The organism is Dysgonomonas sp. GY617, from assembly GCF_015233815.1.
Lineage (GTDB): Bacteria > Bacteroidota > Bacteroidia > Bacteroidales > Dysgonomonadaceae > Dysgonomonas_A.
Genome location: NZ_JADCLR010000029.1, coordinates 747,580 through 768,457 on the forward strand (window position 1 = coordinate 747,580; position 20,878 = coordinate 768,457).

General features: G+C 36.3%; 14 protein-coding genes and 1 pseudogene. 9 read left to right on the plus strand and 6 right to left on the minus strand.

The window, feature by feature from the left end; all coding sequences use genetic code 11:
• Positions 1–164: 164 nt before the first annotated feature.
• Entirely contained in the window at positions 165–1,163 is a 999-nt protein-coding gene (locus IR022_RS19005; RefSeq protein WP_194204906.1) for a helix-turn-helix transcriptional regulator, read from the plus strand.
• A gap of 216 nt (positions 1,164–1,379) precedes the next feature.
• Here the strand turns inward: IR022_RS19005 and IR022_RS19010 are convergent, their stop codons facing one another.
• Positions 1,380–3,905 carry a T9SS type A sorting domain-containing protein gene (locus IR022_RS19010; RefSeq protein WP_194204907.1) on the minus strand — a complete coding sequence of 842 codons (2,526 nt, stop codon included), beginning with the start codon at positions 3,903–3,905 and terminating at the stop codon, positions 1,380–1,382.
• Between the two features lie 473 nt (positions 3,906–4,378).
• A complete protein-coding gene (locus IR022_RS19015; RefSeq protein ID WP_194204908.1) occupies positions 4,379–6,385 on the minus strand; it encodes a glycoside hydrolase family 97 protein in 2,007 nt (668 codons plus the stop codon).
• Between the two features lie 253 nt (positions 6,386–6,638).
• Between IR022_RS19015 and IR022_RS19020 the strand changes: the two genes are divergently transcribed.
• From IR022_RS19020 to IR022_RS19055, 8 genes are all read left to right on the plus strand, one after another.
• A complete protein-coding gene (locus IR022_RS19020; protein ID WP_194204909.1) occupies positions 6,639–7,973 on the plus strand; it encodes a sigma-54-dependent transcriptional regulator in 1,335 nt (444 codons plus the stop codon).
• Between the two features lie 279 nt (positions 7,974–8,252).
• Positions 8,253–8,330: a potassium-transporting ATPase subunit F gene (locus tag IR022_RS19025; protein ID WP_110312183.1), complete on the plus strand. Its 78-nt coding sequence runs from the start codon at positions 8,253–8,255 to the stop codon at positions 8,328–8,330.
• Between the two features lie 298 nt (positions 8,331–8,628).
• Positions 8,629–10,323 (plus strand): potassium-transporting ATPase subunit KdpA, encoded by a 1,695-nt coding sequence (gene kdpA / locus IR022_RS19030; RefSeq protein ID WP_194204910.1) that lies wholly within the window; start codon positions 8,629–8,631, stop codon positions 10,321–10,323.
• 110 nt (positions 10,324–10,433) lie between these two features.
• Complete coding sequence (kdpB, locus tag IR022_RS19035) at positions 10,434–12,464, plus strand: potassium-transporting ATPase subunit KdpB (RefSeq protein WP_194204911.1); 2,031 nt, start codon at positions 10,434–10,436, stop codon at positions 12,462–12,464.
• Positions 12,465–12,553: 89 nt separating this feature from the next.
• On the plus strand, positions 12,554–13,114 hold the full coding sequence (locus tag IR022_RS19040) for a K(+)-transporting ATPase subunit C (protein WP_194204912.1): 561 nt from the start codon (positions 12,554–12,556) through the stop codon (positions 13,112–13,114).
• A 1-nt stretch (position 13,115) separates the two neighbouring features.
• Positions 13,116–14,201: a porin gene (locus IR022_RS19045; RefSeq protein ID WP_194204913.1), complete on the plus strand. Its 1,086-nt coding sequence runs from the start codon at positions 13,116–13,118 to the stop codon at positions 14,199–14,201.
• Between the two features lie 11 nt (positions 14,202–14,212).
• The gene (locus IR022_RS19050) at positions 14,213–15,337 is read left to right on the plus strand and encodes a sensor protein KdpD (protein ID WP_194204914.1); all 1,125 of its coding nucleotides are present in this window, start codon (positions 14,213–14,215) and stop codon (positions 15,335–15,337) included.
• Complete coding sequence (locus IR022_RS19055) at positions 15,334–17,067, plus strand: sensor histidine kinase (protein ID WP_194204915.1); 1,734 nt, start codon at positions 15,334–15,336, stop codon at positions 17,065–17,067. The genes IR022_RS19050 and IR022_RS19055 overlap by 4 nt, the downstream gene beginning before the upstream one ends.
• Positions 17,068–17,156: 89 nt before the next feature.
• Here the strand turns inward: IR022_RS19055 and IR022_RS19060 are convergent, their stop codons facing one another.
• The 4 genes and pseudogenes from IR022_RS19060 to IR022_RS19075 all read right to left on the minus strand — a co-directional run.
• The gene (locus tag IR022_RS19060) at positions 17,157–18,647 is read right to left on the minus strand and encodes an altronate dehydratase family protein (protein ID WP_317174097.1); all 1,491 of its coding nucleotides are present in this window, start codon (positions 18,645–18,647) and stop codon (positions 17,157–17,159) included.
• Positions 18,641–19,063 carry an HIT family protein gene (locus IR022_RS19065; RefSeq protein ID WP_194204917.1) on the minus strand — a complete coding sequence of 141 codons (423 nt, stop codon included), beginning with the start codon at positions 19,061–19,063 and terminating at the stop codon, positions 18,641–18,643. Before IR022_RS19065 ends, IR022_RS19060 begins: the two co-directional genes overlap by 7 nt.
• A gap of 91 nt (positions 19,064–19,154) precedes the next feature.
• Entirely contained in the window at positions 19,155–20,594 is a 1,440-nt protein-coding gene (locus IR022_RS19070) for a tagaturonate reductase (RefSeq protein WP_194204918.1), read from the minus strand.
• Positions 20,595–20,631: 37 nt separating this feature from the next.
• A pseudogene (locus IR022_RS19075) lies at positions 20,632–20,878 on the minus strand (MFS transporter); the annotation flags it as partial.

Genomic DNA, 20,878 nt, shown 5'->3' on the forward strand with positions numbered 1-20,878 from the left:
GAAGCAGGGATCGATTGTTAGTATTCTAAATTTACGATGAAAAGGGAATAAAACGATCATCGATTAAGATAATATTACTTCAAAATTTAGAGGTTTCTATAGTGAAGTAAGTGGTGTTAAATAAGCACCAATAAATGGTATTAAGGACTTTGAGACGATAATCAATGAGCAATATAAAAGAGAAGGTTTTACAGAAGATATATTCAGGAGAGACATTGATGGAACGACAAGCTGTTGTTGTATTCCTTATTATGTCGATAAGTTCCTTGATCGTAATAATGATAGATATCCTTTTGGATGTTGATTTGAAAGATTCTTTTTATAGACTATCTAATATAATTCAAGCGGTTCTAATTTTGGTGGTAATGGGTTTATTCCTTTTGAATAGATTACCGGCAAAGACGGCTGTAATATATTATGCTATTATCATTCAGGTAGGGCTTATGGCTGATTTATCTCACGGAGTAGTATTAGACACTCTTGTGAGCCGTAAATTTATATTAGCTAATATGACTTTATGCCTCTCTGTTATAGTTGCTTTGATCCTTTCTTATATACGATATTTGCCTTTTGTTTTTGCAATATTCTCATCTTCTGCGTATCTGGTAGCTGGCTTTCTTACCAGTAGTTTTAGTATTCTCTCAATGTCTGCTATATTGGGCTTTATATTTATAGCTACAGCCTTTTTAGGGGAAATAATGTATCGGAGCATACGTAAAATGCAAGATGATAATGACGAACTTCACAATGAAAGAGAAAGTCTCCTAAATTTTCTACATATCGATAAAGATGAGCTAAGATCTCTTATTGATGGAATGAAACAAAAGAATGTAGCTCCCGAACAGACTACACATGTATTGAAGATGCTCGGAAAACGTTCAGAAGAACTTATTATGTATCGAGCAAAAGAGATTATGAGTATGGAAGAGCAGAATTTTGCTCTGTTAATGGAATATTGCCCCGAAATTACACGAAGCGAAAGAGAAGTGTGTTCTCTTATACTTCAAGATAAGAATACACGCGAGATAAGTGTTCTGTTAGATAAATCGATTAATACAATAACAAGTACAAGAAGTCATATAAGAGCAAAACTAAAGTTATCTAAAGATGCTAACTTGTATGATGAATTAGTCCGAATAACGAAGAGTGAACAGAAAAGATAGAGATATATTATAGATTAAAAAAAGGTTTTCCGTTTTGCGATAGCTCCGTTCTATTTCGGAAAATACTTGATAAAATATAACCCTTTCCAAGCTCTTATTTTATAGAGAATGGAAAGGGTTATTTATGTGAAAACTGATTCGTATTTGTTCGTTTAGACAAAATACTGTATAGTTTGTAAAAGTTTATCCACCTGCTTTTCGGTAGAATTCACTCTATTATTTAATGAACTTAAGCGATTTGGTCTCTTTATTTGAATCAGTAATTTTTACAATATATACTCCTGATGGAAGGTCTGCTACATTTACTTGAGATGTATTCAATCCTTTCCTTACTATTGTAGCTGTATTGAAGCTATATATAGTTATGTCGGTTATAAAAGATGAAAGTGAGTTTGCTTTTACCAATTGCGAATTCCTATCATAGAATAGTTCTATTGCAGATACTTCATTCAATATAGCAGAAGCTGGTGCTTGTCGTAAATTCGGTATTATAACTGGTCCTTCTCCTTTAGCCAAGATATAAACAGGTATTCTATCAATATACGGAATACTATTTTTCCTTGTTATTAGACCTTTTTGAGGATTGTAAGAGCCGTTTTCGGGATAATAGGCAGCTATAATATGTTTAGATTCCATATCTGTATTTATTTCTACATCACTTAGATCGGTAGTTACTTCATTATAAAATACCCAATCATAAATAGTGGTAAGATTATTAATTTGATCAACAGGAATCTGGCATCTTATTGGGTAAGTTGGGTTGGATGTATTACCACTACTAGGGTCTTGTCGTATATCATCTATTAATATTTCTCCGTATCTGGAGAATAATCCAATTTTAAAATCTCTGTTATCTTTTACTGGCACTGTCACAGTAAAAAATTCAGGAGTTTCTCCACTAAATACATATCTAAAAATATCTCGCTGGGCTCTTCCTTGAACTCTTATAATCATATTTTCTTCAAAATCTGCCTCATCAGTAAGGGCACTGTATATATTAGCAAAAGTTGTTTTGTATTTGCTGACGTTAATAGGAAGTCGATCAATTAGATGTGCATCTTCTTTTTTTCTTTCAACTTTGATAATTTCACCATTAAGTCCATATCTGAATGGCTGAACAATATATATACCAATTCCAAGATCACTTCCGTTTTCGTCTACTGCTAAACATTGATATACTCCATATTGATCTGCCTCACCAATATTTGCTTGGCCTACAAAGTCTATCTCCCCAGTCTTAGTGTTTTTCTTATACAGACCAATATTTACATCTTTGTTTGAGGTTGTTTCTAACAGAACTGAAAAGCTCTCTCCTGGACTTAAAGCATACGAGAAGGGCTTATCTGTCATCACTTGCATATGATCTTTAAGATAAATAGGAGCGAGCGTATTACAATCACATTCATCTTTTCCAGCTGCTCTCATTGATTCATTCCACACATTCATTTTTTTTATGAGTGTTTCATCCTGAATACATCTTGCCATCTTTACATAATCGGCATATCTATAGTTTTTAGGATTGCCCTCGTAAATTTCGAATTGTGTAAAGAATCCTCTGAAATATCCGGCAGGTAATACTTGATATTTACCTTTAGGTGCAGGAATAGTTCCATCTGAATTTTTCCAAGCAATATATACTAAAGGCTCATCATAGTCGGGTAGGTTCTTGTCATGTTTTCCCGGAATATAGTATACTTCATAGCCTAATTCTTGTGGAGTTAGTCTTTTACAATATCTCACGCCATACCAAGTTCCGTAGCTGTAAGGAATGTCTCCAGCCACATTTTCTCCTGGATTTTTAGGATAGAATGTAATAAAGTCATGTAAATCTATACTTGCTCCTTCTCCGTTTGCTTGTTTAGCGGCAAACTTCGAGACGTAGAATAATTGAGAGAAATCTCCTCTATCTAACTGCCATCCTGGTCTGTCATGTAGTTGATACCATGTAGTACCATTGGCTCTACCTCCATTTGGCATTAAGTTGAAACCATATCTGTTGGTAGTTCCTTCAAACCAATATACTTTGTCACCATCGCTGGGCCCCATATTATATGCCAACTTATTAGTTAACCAAGTTTTGGCTTTTGCTTCTGCATTATCTTTTGCTAAAGGGCCTAATTGATGGCGAACGTGTATTTCGTTAACCGCAATCACATCTGGCTCAATCATTCCGAATAATTGTTTAAAATCGTCTACTGTAGGAAGTCCCCATCTGGAATCTTTTACATTGTTTACCGAAGTTTCAAAAGCTGCCTCCATCGGTTGTATAAACTGTCCGACCCAGTTTCCAAATATACTCTGAGCATGGTAATATGACCCATAATTCTCATTAAAGTCATTGTGATTCCAAGCACCCATATCGGTTATTTGAAACTTGTCCTTAGGCAATCCCATATGCCCTAGATATTTATCTAATTGAGGTTGTGTAGGGAGATTCTGGGCAACTTCTTCCCACCAGTTATTCCAGTCTCCTCCAGCCTGCCATTGGGTTGCTTTATTATTAGAGAAGTTTCTGTTTATCCAATAGTATTCTCCAATACGGACAATTCCATAGTTTTTCACATCTGTGATGTAAGGACTAACCGGATTTCCCTTGGCTGAGGTTCGGGAGCTAACTTTTAATGTTAGTGGCTGCGTGTCTCGTCCTGTTTTGTGGGGGTAGGGCGAGCCGTCATTCTGTACTTGCGCCTTTCCTGCCAATGAAAGGAGGAATATCAACGCACAAAAATAACATTTCTTCATAATTGTTTTTGTGTTAAAATGAATAATACATGGATTTATAATCCTATTGTCTAGTTTTGTTCTTGTGTCTAATATTAATTTCGTTTATCCGTATGGTATGTGTTAAAAATCGAAAGTTGAGCTATGTTTTGTAATGTATTCAACCACTGGAATAAATATATCCACAAATAAATTATAGATATTTTAGCATAAAAATATATAAAATAAACAAACAAACCTAATATTGTTAATGGGTAAGTTCATTCTTAAAATGCAGATAGCCATCATTCTAAAGATTTGAGTAATTGCTTGAGGATATTTATGTGTTTGATTTACAGTGATTCAAGATCTCTGCTAATTAGAGGATATATTTTGTTTTTATAATCGTCTTATAATCTATTATTTACCCATAACGATACAATTGAGGTGAAAAAAAGGGTTATCCAACGTGGAAAACCCTTTTTCTAAATTATCTTGATCTTATTAATCTTCTATTATTTGTAAATTTTCATAACATAGCCACCAGCAGATGCCATTGGTAGTTGAAGTTTTCTATTTGTAGGTATGTCAATTACTTCTTTCTTATAATCGTGTCCCGATCTGTTCGCATTAATACCATCTTTAAAGACTTCGGCTTTATAATTTCCTTCGCCTAAAAACGAAAGATCAATGTCGAGAGTTCTAGCATCCCAATTGGTTAAGGAGCCTACATACCAGATATTATCTTTCTTGCGTGCGATAGTAATATATTCACCTATTTTTCCGTTCAAAGCTATTGTATTATCCCATATGGTTGGCACATTAGCAATAAACTCAGTACATTCCTTTTCGAGCATATAATTGGATGGATTATCACATAACATATTTAATGGTGATTCAAATATTATGTATTCTGCTAACTGACGGCATCGTGTACCTTGGCTCATTGGTTCACTGTTAACCGGACGATAATTTCCTTTACTAGCATTACGCATTGCTCCCTGAGTATAGTCCATCGGACCAGCTACCATTCTTATAAATGGTATGGTTACGTCATAGGTCACCTGATCGACACTTTCGGGAGACCATTTCATTTGCTCTAAACCATGTACTCCTTCGAAGTTGATAACATTAGGAAATGTTCTTTGCAGTCCTGTTGGTTTATAAGTTCCATGATAATCGAGCAACATATGGTGTTTTGCAGCGATCTCAGCAGCACGATAATGAAAATCAACCATTGGCTGATCATCTCTATCCATGAAATCTACTTTAAAGCCTTTGATTCCCATTTCGGAATAATGTTTACAAATGCCCTCAATATCTTTATTAAATGCATAGTATCCGGCCCATAATATAAGCCCGACATTCTTTTTATTGGCATGATTTACGAGTTCTTTCAAATCGATTGCGGGTACTACTTGATATAGGTCAGCTTGTAAATTAACAGCCCATCCTTCATCTAATATTACATATTCAATACCATGCTCCGATGCAAAGTCAATGTAATATTTATACGTATCATTGTTAATACCTGATTTGAAGTTAACATTAAATAAATTCCAATCATTCCACCAATCCCAAGCTACTTTCCCAGGTTTTATCCACGATATATCCGTCACTTTATTAGGTGTCGCAAGCTTATATACCATATCGTTGTCTGCTAAATCGTGATCGTTTTCAGAAACGATAAGAGTACGCCATGGAAAGTTGGTTGCATCATTACACTTAGCTATATATGGTTCATGCGATTGTACTTCGCTCTGCAACATATTGTGTCCGCCTTGCTTAATTTCTTTAGGGTAGGGGGCAAATACACCTGTGAGGTTATTTGAACCATCGCTGTTATATAAGTACATACCCGGATAACTTGTAAGATCAGCCTCGGTAATACATATCTTTTTGCCTTTGGGTGCTTCTACAACCAAAGGAAGAAAAGCGAGACGTTTCTTATCCCATTGAGATATATTGATATGTTGGTAAGTGTTTTCGAACGAGTTGTAAAACTGTTTTTCAAGAGGTTCTTTTACTATCTGTACATATGGAATATAAGCTTTCTCATCTTTAGGAAAGTTGAAAATAGCTTGTTCTTCTTTTACCTCGAATGGCTTTTTCAAATTCGAAACGAAACGGTATGCTATACCATCGTTATATGCTCTGAATATAATATTGAACCCTTCCTTAAACATAAGATTCAATTCGTTATAATTATCGGTTATTTCTTTCTTCTTATAAATTGAAGCAGATATTGTCTGGTTGATTGTTTTAGTTGATGAGCCTGACAGCTTCGAATTAACGCCGAAAGATGTTCCATTAGTAAGAGTCATTGATATTGGCGATTTTTTCAATATTAAATCACCGTCATGCTCCAAAGAATACTCAATAATATTACCAACTGATACATTCACTTTGAGTTTGCCATCTGGAGATTGTACTACAAAGGGCTTTTGAGCAAGAATAGTGACAGTCGAACAAATAAAAGCTATTGCGAATAAAAGAGTGTAAAATTTGTACGTGTTTTTCATACTTGTATATATTAAGAGGTTATTTCTGTATCGCTATTAATGAGAAAAATTACAAATAGGTACATGAGTACAAATTTAATAAACTAATTAGATTATCAGTGTCTTAGAGTTTTAAAATATACTCTTGCCAATATCGTATGCTAGTTTTAGAAATATGGTATTTCCATACGACGTTTTTATACTTGGAGAGCTAAATAGTAATAAGACCTGAAAAAGATGTATTTTTACATCCAAATCAATTATTCTTTATATAGTGAAAAAAATACTATTGATAGATGATGAGGAAAAGCTTCGCAAACTAATGGCTCGAATCATAGAGCTGGAAAAGTTTCACGTTTTTCAGGCAGAAGATGCTGCGACTGCTCTAAAGAAAATAGAACAGCAAGATTTTGATGCGATTATTTGTGATGTGAAGCTACCAGATGCGAATGGAGTGGAACTAATTCAGGAGATAAAAAAAATACAACCTTTGACAGAAGTAATTCTACTGACTGCTTATGGCAATATTCCCGATGGAGTACAAGCCATAAAAAACGGAGCATTCGATTATATAACGAAGGGAGATGACAACAACCGTATTATCCCTCTTTTGTATCGTGCTCTTGAAAAGACAGAACTGTCAAAACGGGTCACTCAGCTTGAACAAAAAGTAGAGCAGAAATATTCATTTGACAATATTATCGGGACATCTAAAGTGATATTGAATGCCATTGATATGAGTCGCAAAGTGGCTGCTACCGATACTACTGTTCTGTTGACAGGTGAAACAGGTACAGGTAAAGAGGTTTTTGCACAAGCCATTCATTATGGAGGAAACAGAAAGAATAAATCTTTTGTAGCCATCAATTGCTCGGCTTTCAGTAAAGATTTATTGGAAAGTGAATTATTTGGACATAAAGCAGGAGCATTTACGGGAGCATTAAAAGATAAGAAAGGATTGTTTGAAGAAGCCAATTCCGGAACTATCTTTTTAGATGAAATCGGTGAAATGCCTATGGACTTGCAAGCTAAAATATTAAGAGTTCTCGAAACAAAGGAGTTTATTAAAATAGGAGAAACCAAACCAACTAAAGTTGATGTAAGGATAATAGCTGCAACGAACAGAGAGTTGGATAAGGAGATTGAAAACGGGCAATTTCGAAGCGATTTGTATTATCGTTTGTCTGTTTTCCAGATAGCACTTCCTTCTCTGAGAGATAGGGTAGAGGATATTAAGCTGTTTGCAAATGACTTTGCTCAGGTTTTTGCTGTGAAGATGAATAAGCGGATAAAACTTCTGTCTCCCGAATATATTAAGACACTGGAGCAAAATACTTGGAAAGGGAATATTCGCGAACTGAGAAATATTATAGAACGTAGCGTTATTCTTGCCGATGAGGATGTATTGACTATTGATTGTTTGCCTTTTGAATTACAACAATCGAATATCTCTGAGAGTGCAACTTCGTCTTTATCTATGATGAATATAGAAAAGGCACATATAAGAAAAGTATTGAACTATACGAAAGGGAATAAAGCCGAAGCAGCCCGATTATTAGAAATAAGCATTGCTACCTTATACCGAAAAGTAGAAGAATATAAACTGTAGCTACAATAATATAATTCTCATTTTGAGAAGGAGCTTATCATTTTGATAGGCTTTTTTTATGCCCCGATTTTTAGAAAAATTCATAACTATCAAGTATGCAATAAATTGGTCTGTGATCATTTTTGTTGGCATAAGATTGGCATATATACTATCATAGTAGTAAATATAGGTCTAATTAAAAAAGAAAGATAATGCAGGTTGGAGTTTTAATAATGGTGGCAATAGCATGTTTTGCCCTCTTTTACAGATCAATTAAATGGTTCAATAAAATTTAAAGTTATGTTATACTTATTCGTTATCGCAATCGTAGTTTTAGGTTATATGGTGTATGTATTATTACATCCTGAGAAGTTTTAAAAAATGAAAATAGCCAGTGATATGAAAACTAAAAAATCAAAGCGTCTTATGTCCCACTTACGCCGATTAGTAGAAAGGAGGCAAAAAATTAAATCAACGCACTTATTAATGGTTTTCTTTTCTATTGCTATCCTTTTCGGAGTATTACTCAGACTAATAATTCCTAATAACTAAAATGAGGAATCTTAAATATTAAGTAATAAAAAATACTTAATGATACATTTAATGGGCATAACTATCTATCGCTGTTTTGCTTGCCAAAGCAATAAATAGTTCTGCGAACTTAATTTAATAAAAAATGAACACTGAAATACTTGGTATAATAACAACATTCTTAATCGCAGTGGCTTTAGCTATTCCGTTGGGGAAATATATTTCAAAAGTCTATGAAGGAAGTAAAACGTGGCTTGACCCGATTTTCGATCCGATAGACCGAATACTTTTCAAGATAGGGGGAATAAATCCCTTAAAAGAAATGACTTGGAAAGAAAACTTATCAGCATTGTTGACAATTAATCTAGTTTGGTTTCTGATTAGCATGGCTTTATTGATGACTCAGCAATGGTTACCATTAAATCCGGATGGAAATCCGAACATGTCGGCAGACTTGGCTTTCAATACATCCATTTCGTTTTTGGTAAACTGTAATCTACAGCACTACTCGGGTGAAACAGGTGTCAGCTATTTGAGCCAGATATGGCTTATGTTTTTGCAGTTTGTAAGTGCAGGAACGGGAATGGCTGCGGCGGTTGTATTATTTAAGGCATTTAGAGAAAAACGTACCGATCAGTTAGGTAATTTCTATAATTTTTTTGTGAAATCATGTGTTAGAATATTGCTGCCCGTATCCCTTGTATTGGCATTGATATTAGTTTTTAATGGTACTCCCATGACTTTTGAGGGAAAGGATACCATGACGACCTTGCAGGATGGAAACACAGTTGAAGTTTCACGAGGACCCGCTGCTGCTTTTATTGCCATCAAGCATGTCGGAACCAATGGTGGAGGATTCTTTGGAACAAATTCGGCACATCCGTTTGAGAATCCCAATTATCTGACTTTTATGATGCAGATGATCGGACAGCTGATAATTCCATTATCCATGATCTTTGCATTTGGGTATTTTATCAAGCGTAAAAAACTATCATGGATGGTTTTCGGAGTCATGACTATCGGCTTTCTCCTATTGGTTATACCTAATATCCTTTTAGAACAGAATGGAAATCCTGCTATAACATCCATGGGCATAGATAATTCGTTGGGAGCAATGGAAGGTAAGGAAGTTCGCTTCGGCGCTGCTTCATCAGGATTCTGGAGTATTGTGACTACGGTTATTTCAACAGGATCGGTCAACGCGATGCACGACAGTACGATGCCTTTATCAGGGATGAATCAATTACTGGCAATGATGATAAATGCCTTTTATGGAGGGTGCGGAGTCGGTTTGTTAAACTTCTTTATATTCATAATTCTGGCAGTATTTATCAGTGGACTGATGGTGGGGCGTACTCCCGAATTTCTGGGGAAAAAGATTGAGGCTCGGGAAATGAAGATTGCTATGATTATAGCTTTACTGCATCCTTTTCTTATTCTCACGGCAACCGCTTTAGCAACGGCGTTTCCACAATTTACAGCTTCAACATTGAATAATCCCGGCTTTCATGGATTCAGCGAGATGCTTTACGAATATACATCCTCGGCAGCCAATAATGGCAGTGGATTCGAAGGTTTGGGCGATAATACACCTTGGTGGAATATTAGCACAGGTATAGTATTGTTACTGTCTCGTTTCCTTCCGATTATAGGACCTGTAGCCATTGCAGGATTATTGGCAAGCAAGAAATACATACCCGAAGGTGCGGGAACGCTCAAGACCGATACTTCGACTTTTGGACTTATGGTATTTGCTGTAATAGCCATCATTGCTGCTCTGGCTTTTTTCCCTGCTTTGACATTGGGACCTATTGCCGAACATTTTTCATTGTATAGATAATTAAGTAGCACTAAATATTTACTGTTACATTTTACAATCATAACTATCTCTCGCTATTATGCTTGCCAAAGCAATAAATAAGTCTGAGACTTTAATAGAAATAATACGAAATGAAGTCAAATAATCCATCACTGTTTCAAAAGGCTTTATTGAAAGAAGCATTGAAACATTCATTTATAAAACTCAATCCGAAGGATCTTTTCCGCAATCCGGTCATGTTTACCGTTTGGATCGGAACAGTTATTATGTTGTTTGTTTGCCTCAGTACCTTGTTTGGCAATACTTCGCAAGGTAGCTTGACATATAATATAGTCGTCTTTATAGTTCTTTTGCTGACTCTTCTGTTTGCCAATTTTGCTGAGGCTATTGCCGAAGCCCGAGGAAAAGCTCAGGCAGATAATCTCCGTAAAACAAGGGAAGAAACTCCTGCAAAATTATTGGATGATAGAGGAGAGTGGACCATAGTACAATCTTCATCCCTAAACAAAGGACAAGTATTTTTTTGCGAAGCAGGAGATATAATACCTGCCGATGGAGAAATAATAGAAGGCTTGGCAACCATTGACGAAAGTGCTATAACGGGTGAATCAGCTCCTGTTATCCGAGAATCGGGAGGCGATAAAAGTAGCGTTACGGGAGGTACAAAAGTATTGTCCGATAAAATAAAAGTAATGGTAACGACTCAACCCGGAGAAAGCTTTCTTGATAAAATGATTGCTTTGGTAGAAGGTGCAAGCCGCCAAAAAACACCGAATGAAATAGCCTTGACTATATTATTGGCAGGCTTTACACTAGTATTTATTATTGTGTGTGTAACATTAAAACCATTTGCCGATTATGCGAATACACCTATTACCATAGCAGCATTTATTTCGTTATTTGTCTGCCTGATTCCTACAACTATTGGAGGGTTACTTTCAGCTATAGGTATTGCCGGGATGGACAGAGCCTTGAGAGCTAACGTGATTACCAAAAGTGGAAAAGCGGTAGAAACAGCAGGAGATATAGATGTTCTTCTATTAGATAAAACAGGAACTATAACCATAGGGAATCGCAAAGCGACTTCTTTTTATCCAGCTAAAGGAACAGACGAAGAACAGTTTGTAAAAACGGCAGTCTTAAGTTCTATGGCTGACGAGACTCCCGAAGGACGATCTATTATCGAATTGGCAAATGTTCGTCCGTCCGATTATGATGTATCTTCTCCCCAATTCAAGTTTATCACATTCACGGCTGAAACTCGTTGCTCGGGTGTTGATGCAGGCGATATCCGCATTCGAAAAGGAGCGGCTGATTCTATACGGATTTTAGTTGAAAGAGCAGGAAATGAATATCCCAATGATGTAGATGAACGAGTAAAGCAGATATCAAGCAACGGAGGAACACCTTTGGTTGTTTCTGTCAATGAAAAAGTAGTTGGAGTAATCGAATTGCAAGATATTATTAAACCAGGAATACAGGAGCGTTTTGAACGTTTACGGAAAATGGGAATAAAAACCGTAATGGTTACGGGAGACAATCCATTAACAGCAAAATATATTGCCGAAAAAGCAGGGGTGGACGATTTTATTGCCGAAGCAAAGCCCGAAGATAAGATGAACTACATCAAGAAAGAGCAAGCCGATGGTCGCTTGGTTGCCATGATGGGTGATGGTACTAATGATGCACCTGCACTGGCTCAGGCAGATGTTGGTGTTGCCATGAACAGTGGAACGGAAGCTGCTAAAGAAGCCGGAAACATGGTCGATTTGGATAATGATCCTACCAAGTTGATTGAAGTAGTTGAAATCGGAAAGCAACTATTGATGACCAGAGGTACACTTACCACTTTCAGTATTGCAAATGATGTAGCTAAATATTTTGCTATCATTCCGGCACTGTTCATAACAGCTATTCCTGCATTGCAAGGTTTGAATGTAATGAAGTTGCATAGCCCGGAGAGTGCTATTCTGTCAGCAGTAATTTTTAATGCAATCATTATACCCATACTTATTCCTTTAGCATTAAAAGGAGTAACCTATAAACCAATCGGTGCATCAGCATTATTACGACGAAACCTGTTTATATACGGTTTAGGTGGTATAATAGTACCATTTATTGGAATAAAGCTTATTGATATTTTGGTGTCGTTATTTTTCTAAGCCTTTGTAGGGGCGTATAATTATACGCCCAGTCGAATATAGGGTATGTGCTAACCAATTTTAAATAGACTCTTAAATATAAAAATAAAATGAAAAAAGATATTTTACCTGCTATACGCTTAACGATAGCTACTATTATACTTTTCGCTGTAGTTTATCCTGTTTGCGTATGGGGTATAGCTCAACTGTCTCCCAATAATGGAAAAGGGGAGATTATAGAATATTCAGGCAATACATATTATAGTAATATCGGGCAGTCATTTACAAGTGATAAGTATTTTCAGTCACGCCCATCTGCTGTCAATTACAATGCGGCAGGATCGGGAGGAAGCAACAAAGGCGCTTCGAACAGTGAATATCTGGACACGGTAAAATCCCGTATTGATACTTTCTTGGTGCATAATCCCGATATTGCAAAGAACGAAATTCCTGTCGATATAATAACAGCAAGTGCCAGTGGACTCGATCCGAATATCTCGGTACAAGCAGCCCATATTCAAGTGAAGAGGATTGCTAAAGTACGTGGATTATCAGAGTCGGATGTACAGAAATTAGTTGATGAACAAACCGAAAAACCATTATTCGGATTATTTGGAACAGAAAAGATTAATGTTTTAAAACTTAACATCGCTCTTGATACATTGAAATAAGATGAAAACAGTAAGTTTTATAGTTGCATTGTTGACTATGTTCACAATCAATGCGTTTTCGCAAGATGATGCAAAAGTAGCTTCTCCACTTACTATCAGTGGATACGGAGATATTTATTATAGTTACGACTTCAATAAACCCTACAATCATCAGAGGCAACCATTTATGTATGCTTATAACAGGCACAATGAAGTGAATCTCAATATCGGGATGCTCAAGGCATCGTATAATACTCACAACCTGAGGTCTAATTTGGGTTTAATGGCGGGTACATATAGTAATGATAACATGGCAGCCGAACCCGGAGTTTTGAAAAATATCTATGAGGCAAATATTGGAGTTAAATTATCGAAGACTAAAAATATCTGGATAGATGCAGGAGTTTTCGCATCGCATATTGGATTCGAAAGCGCTATCGGAATAGATTGCTGGACGTTAACAAGAAGCATTATGGCTGAAAATTCGCCTTACTTCGAAACAGGGGCAAAAGTAACCTATACAACCAATGATAACCGATGGATGCTAAGTGGTTTAATTTTGAATGGATGGCAACGTATTCAGCGTGTAGACGGAAATAATACGCCTGCTTTCGGGCATCAACTTGTTTTCAAGCCAAATGATAGAGTTACTTTAAATAGCAGTTCATTTATCGGGAATGATAAACCCGATGATGAGAGAAAAATGCGCTATTTTCACGACCTTTTCGGGCAATTTCAATTGACAGATAAATTAGATCTCACCGCCGGATTTGATATTGGTTGGGAACAGAAAGAAAAAAGCAGCAGCAGTTATAACCGATGGTATACTTTTGCTTTGTTAGGAAGATATTCGTTATCCGATAAAATAAATGTAGCTGCCCGAGTTGAATATTATCAGGATGAAGACGGCGTAATCATTTCAACAGAAGCCCCTGACGGATTTGAAACATGGGGATATTCTCTTAATTTTGATTATCTCATTTCAGATGCTGCTATTTGGAGACTTGAAGGACGTCTTTTCGCCAGTCAAAATGAAGTGTTTCAAAAAGAAGATGGATTTACTGATAATGACGTATTTGTAACGACAGCATTAGCAGTCAGATTCTAAATTATACTTTGATGGAAGAAAGAGAAAACAATGTTCAACATTTCCTGAATCTGATAAAAAAATCGAGGCAAGGAAAATTTAAAGTCTACATCGGTATGATAGCCGGTGTAGGCAAAACTTATCGTATGCTTCAGGAAGCACACATTCTTCAGGAAAATGGCATTGATATTAAAATTGGCTATATCGAAACGCATGGCAGAAAAGAAACCGCTGCTCAACTCGAGGGATTACCGATAATTCCACGCCGAAAAATTTTCTATAAAGGAAAGGAACTCGAAGAATTGGATGTACAGACCATATTGAATCTTCACCCCGAAATTGTGATTATCGACGAACTGGCACACACCAATATCGAGGGCAGCAAAAATGAAAAACGCTGGCAGGATGTATTAGAAATTTTAGAAGCAGGAATCAATGTAATCAGTGCAGTAAATGTTCAACATATCGAAAGCCTTAATGAAGAAGTAAAGAGAATCACGGGTATTGAGGTTGCCGAACGTATTCCCGACCGCATAATCACAATGGCGGATGAGGTTGTAAATATCGATCTAACAGCAGAAGACTTGATCTCTCGTCTAAAAGAGGGGAAAATATACCCAACCGATAAAATACATTCGGCTCTGACAAATTTTTTTAAGAGCGAACATATTCTTCGACTAAGAGAATTAGCTCTCAAAGAAGTTGCCAGTCATGTGGTACGCAAAGCCGATAGTGAAGCACCCAATGCTACGCCAAGCAAGCATATGACATTTATGGCATGTATTGGTAGTAACGGGAAGAAAGCAAATAATATAATCCGAAAAACAGCACGTCAGGCAGGCTATTACAATGGCGAGTGGTATGTGTTGTATGTTCAGCGACCGCAGGAGAGCCTCGATAAAATAGCGTTAGATAGTCAACGAAAGTTGATTAATAGTTTTAAATTAGCTGTCGAATTGGGCGGACAAGTTATACAGGTAAAGCATACGAGCATACCCAAAGCAATTGTGGAACAGGCTATAAAGATGAATGTATCGACCGTATGTATCGGAATGCCTCATTTGCATTGGTTTCGGATGGTATTACAAACTCGACCGATGAATGAATTACTAAAAACGCTAAAGGCTGAGGGAATTGATTTAATTATCTTATCATGAAAATAAAAAAGAAATTGACATTCGGAGTCGGACTCCTTTTTTGCCTTATTATCCTTTTGGCAGGGGTTAGTATGTGGTATATTAACGAGTTGAAAAGAGACACGAATAATATATTGATAGCCAATTACAATACGATGGAATATTCTCGTAATATGCTGTTGGCTTTGGATGAGATGAAAGACAATCCGAAAGCCGTTTCTAAGTTCGATAGTAACCTGGAAAAGCAATTACACAACATGACCGAAAGGAATGAAAGTAATGTGACTTTAGATATCGCCGAGAATTTTGAGAAGCTTAAAGTCGATATGACTAATGATACAATACAAGGATATATCCGCACAGATATTGCCAAGTTGATGGAGCTGAATATGGGGGCTATCGAGCAGAAAAGCGAAATCGCCAATAATACAGCTGAAACAGCTATTGTTTGGATTGTTGTAACAGGCGCTTTATGCTTTCTTATTGCTTTCGGGTTATTAATAAAGTTACCCAACAATATAGCGAAACCGATACGTGAACTAACCGAAAGCATCAGGCAGATTGCCAATCAGAACTATAGCCAGCGAGTACACTTCGAAGGTCATAACGAATACGGAGATTTAGCTAAATCGTTTAACACGATGGCCGAGAAACTCGAAGAATATTCGAGCAGCCGATTAGAGAAAATCCTCAAAGAAAAGAAGCGGGTAGAAACTCTGATAAATAATATGCACGATCCAGTGATAGGGCTTGACGAAAATAAAACAATCCTGTTTGTAAACGATGAGGCTCTAAAGATTACAGGATTAACCAGAGCCGAGATTATTAATAAATCGGTAGTAGATATTGCTGTCAGTAACGATCTGATACGTACACTTATTGTAGACATTATAAAGCCATCGAAAGAAACGGATAAAAAAATACCTCTGAAAATTTATACAGATAACAAAGAATCATATTTCGAAAAAGAGATAATTAATATAGAAGTTACGCCAACAGGGGAGGAACGAAGCGAATTGATAGGATATGTAATCCTGCTGAAAAATATTACACCTTTCAAAGAATTGGATTCTGCTAAAACCAATTTTATAGCTACCATATCTCATGAGTTGAAAACTCCGATTTCATCTATAAAGATGAGTACACAATTATTGGAGCATCTCGAAACAGGCAAACTGAATGATGAGCAAAAGCAATTGGTTGAAAGTATAAAAGATGATAGCTCACGACTCCTTAAGATCACAGGCGAATTACTGAATATGTCTCAGGTCGAAACAGGAAATATTCAATTGAATATACAGCCTACCGACCCACGTATAATTCTTCAATATGCGATTGATACCACTCGGATTCAAGCCGATCAAAAACATATTATACTAAAATCTGATATTGAAGAGGGTATTCCTTTTGTCAATGGTGATGCCGAGAAAACAGCATGGGTTATGACTAATTTTCTGACAAATGCAATCCGATATTCAATCGAAAAAAGCGAGGTAATTATCTCACTAAGAAAGCATCCTAACGGAGTTCTGTTTTCAGTAAAAGATACGGGAAAAGGTATTGATGGTCGATACAAGAAGAAGATATTCGAAAGGTATTTTCAAGTTCCTGGCAGTTCTAAATCGGGAACAGGATTAGGACTTGCAATCAGCAAAGAATTCATCGAAACACAAGGTGGTACTATTGATGTGGAAACGGCTCAGGGTATGGGAAGTACATTTTTCTTTGTTTTGCCAAGTGCTACAAAATAAAAAGGTCTTAGACCTGAAAAAAACATCTGCAAATAATTCGCAGATGCTTTTCCTTTTAATCCAATATAAATAAGAGAGAGTCCAGAGATTTATAGAGTAACCCCTGTTTTAAATATTGCAATTTCTTTAAATCCTGTTTCTTCATGTTTTAGGTGTTTACCATCACATGTTTGGATAATGAAATCGATAAATTCTTTAAGTACAGTTTCCATGCTTTTACCTTCAAGCAAAGTTCCTGCATTAAAGTCTATCCAGTTTGTTTTAAAGTTATATAATTTCGAGTTAGTCGAGATCTTCATAGTTGGAACAAAAGAACCAAATGGAGTTCCTCTACCTGTTGTAAATAAAACAATTTGACAACCCGACATCGCTAATGCAGATGCTGCAACCAGATCATTACCTGGAGCGTTCAATAAGTTCAAACCATGTTTAGTTACAGGTTGAGCATAATCTAAAACATCTACAACCTCCGAATTACCCCCTTTTTGAGTGCAACCTAACGATTTATCTTCAAGTGTGGTTATACCACCAGCTTTGTTTCCCGGAGATGGGTTTTCGTATATTTCCTGATCGAATTTACGGAAATAATTTTTGAAGTTATTTACCAATAAAACAGTATCGTTAAATACTTTTTCAGTTTGGGCTCTGTTCATTAATATTGTTTCAGCACCAAACATTTCGGGAACTTCGGTCAGAATACTTGTACCTCCTTGAGCGATCAACCAGTCGGATAACTGTCCCACTAAAGGATTGGCAGTAATACCCGAAAAGCCATCGCTACCACCACATTTTAAGCCAACTTTTAGTTTTGATAATGGAAGTTGTTCACGTTTATCTTTTCTCATTCTTTCAACCAATTCGCTCATCATTTCGAAGCCAGTTGCTATTTCATCTTGTACTTGTTGAGAGATAAGGAATTTTACACGTTCGTGATCCCATTCACCCATGGCTATCTTAAAATCTGCTTGTTGATTGTTCTCACATCCAAGACTTAGTACTAATACACCACCTGCATTGGGGTGTTTAGCTAAAGCTGCTAAAGCTTTTTGAGTATTTGTATGGTCATCACCCAATTGAGAGCAACCATAATTATGTGTATATACACGTATATCATCAATATGAGAAACGTCTAGTTCTTTCTTTACACGCTCTATAATTGCCTGAGCCTGTCCGTTTACACAACCTACCGTGGGTACTATCCACAATTCGTTACGAATACCCATTTCTCCATTATAGCGTAAATAACCGTTTATTGTCAGGTCACTTTTGGGTATATCTAGTTTAGGGTGTACAGGCGCATACGAATATTGAAGGTTGTCATGTAAATTTGTCTTCACATTGTGCGTGTGAACATGTTCACCTGTTTTAATGTCTACAATTGCATGTCCGATAGGATAGCCATACTTTAGAACATTTTCATTCGTTTTAATATCCGTGATAGCAAATTTATGCCCCGTTTCTATGGGATTTTTTATTGTAATATTAAGCCCATCAACCGATAGAACATCGCCTTCATTGAGGTTTTCTATCGCAACACAAACGTTGTCGTTTGGATTTATTTTTAAATATTTATTCATGATTTTAATCTGGCTTTTATTAAGTTGATCATTTCAGTATATTCTAAATCAGACAAATATACCTTCTGTGGATTCATTGTAAATATCGATCCGTAATCTGCTCCATCCACATATTTGGGAGCAAGATGTATATGTAAATGAGGCAATTTGTCAGAATATGCCCCGTAATTTATTTTAGCAGCATTAAATAGGTCTTTTATAGTTCTGGCAACTAAGTTTACATCTTCCATAAACGAAAGAAGTTCTTGCCCTTTTAGTTCATATAATTCAGTAGCATGACCTTTATATGCTACAATGCATCGTCCTTTATATGTTTGTTCTTTAAATAGAAATACGGTTGAAACACTAAGTTCGCATATTTCGATCATCAGATCTTTTTGAGTCTGATTTTTGGTACAGTACAAGCAATCATTATTCATGGCTCAGGCTAGTTTTTAGTTGGTAAAGCATAGAAGGATAACAAAAAATTACCCTTCTATGTTTCAAGTATTTATAATTCTATCAAAATTATCAGTTTATAATACTTTTTAGAGCTTTAAGCATACCTTTGTCTAGTATAAGCTTCACGCCTTCAGAAACTTCTTCTCCAAATTCGGGTATCTCTGTGAAGTTTTCTTTCCACATTGTTTTGTTTTGTAGTATTCCTGATACCCATCCGTTTATGTCATACTCTTTATAAGTAGATTTTATAAACTCGATAAATTCAGGAGTATCGTTTGGAGTAAAACTTACTTCCGATTTCCCACTATACAATACTAAAAGTGCTGCAAACGAGAAAGTAGTCAATCTTGGTGATTTTCCTAACTTCTTATAGTTGTCGTACACCGTCGGATAGTCACGTGTTTCCCATTTAGAAATAGAGTTTAGTGAAATATCTTTCAGATAATGCTTCAAATAAGGATTATAGAAACGTTCTAGAATTTTAGCTGCAAAAGCTTTCAATTCTTCCGGATCTTCATCAATTGCAGGAAGTACTTCAGTAGCTACCATCTGATTGATATATTTTTCAACCTCAGGTGTATTGAAAGCATCCATTACTGTTTGGCATCCCAATTGCAAAGCAACAGGAACCATGGCTGTATGCGAACCGTTTAGAATACGAACTTTCTTTGCGCGGAAATCTTTTATATCATCCATGAAAAGAACATTCAATCCGGCTTTGTCTAAAGGCAATTTCTCTTTGATTATAGAATCACCACCAATGGCCCATACATGGAAGTATTCACCTTTTACAACTAGGTTATCATCAAATCCTAGTTCCTCTTTTATCTCGTTGATATTTTCTTTAGGGAATCCGGGAACAATACGGTCTACCAATGTATCGTAGAAGTGACAAGCAGTATTTATCCACTTGATGAAACCTTCTTCTAACTTGTTGTATTCTGCGTGCTTCAATATATATTCACGAAGAGTCGATCCGTTGTCTTCGATCAATTCACAACAAATGATTAGTAAGCCTTTATTTACATCCCCTTTAAATTTCTTGTAACGTTTGTGTAATAAAGCAGTCATTTTCGCAGGGAACGATTTAGGAGGTGTTGCATTCAAATCATCACCTTCTTCGTAACGAATACCTGCTTCTGTTGTATTAGAAATAATCATTTCCAACTCTTCGCTCAAAAATAATTTTTCGTATTCTGCATATTGAGAGTAAGGATTCAATACTTTGTTGATGCTTTTTACCAAAGTAACTTCTTTGACTGGTTTTTTGTCTTTGATTCCTTCCAGATAAACATGGTACATCGAATCTTGCTCGTTGAATATGTTAGCAACAAATTCTCCGCCTGCAATAGGTTGTACTGCTACAACTCCATGATCCATAACTCCTGCTTCATTAGCTTTGTGGATCATCCAATCTACAAAAGCTCTAAGGAAATTGCCTTCACCAAATTGAAGGATCTTTACAGGAAGTTCTTTTTTATCTACTGTTGTTTTATTTATTTTTTTCATTTATAGAGATTTCTATGGTTAGTAGTAATATTTTTCTTTACAGATCAGTAATCGGACTATATTTGGGTACAAGAGTTTTCATGACAGCCCATCCAATGAGATATGCCACGGCACAAATCGAGAAGATGATAAAATAACCAGCCTCTTCACCCTTGAATCCCATGAATACCATCTGAGTCTCCCCCGCATGATCGAAGAGCACACCCGAACCCTTATTAATAAGGAACGAACCCACACCACCAGCCATACCACCAATACCCGTAATAGTAGCAATAGCCTTCTTA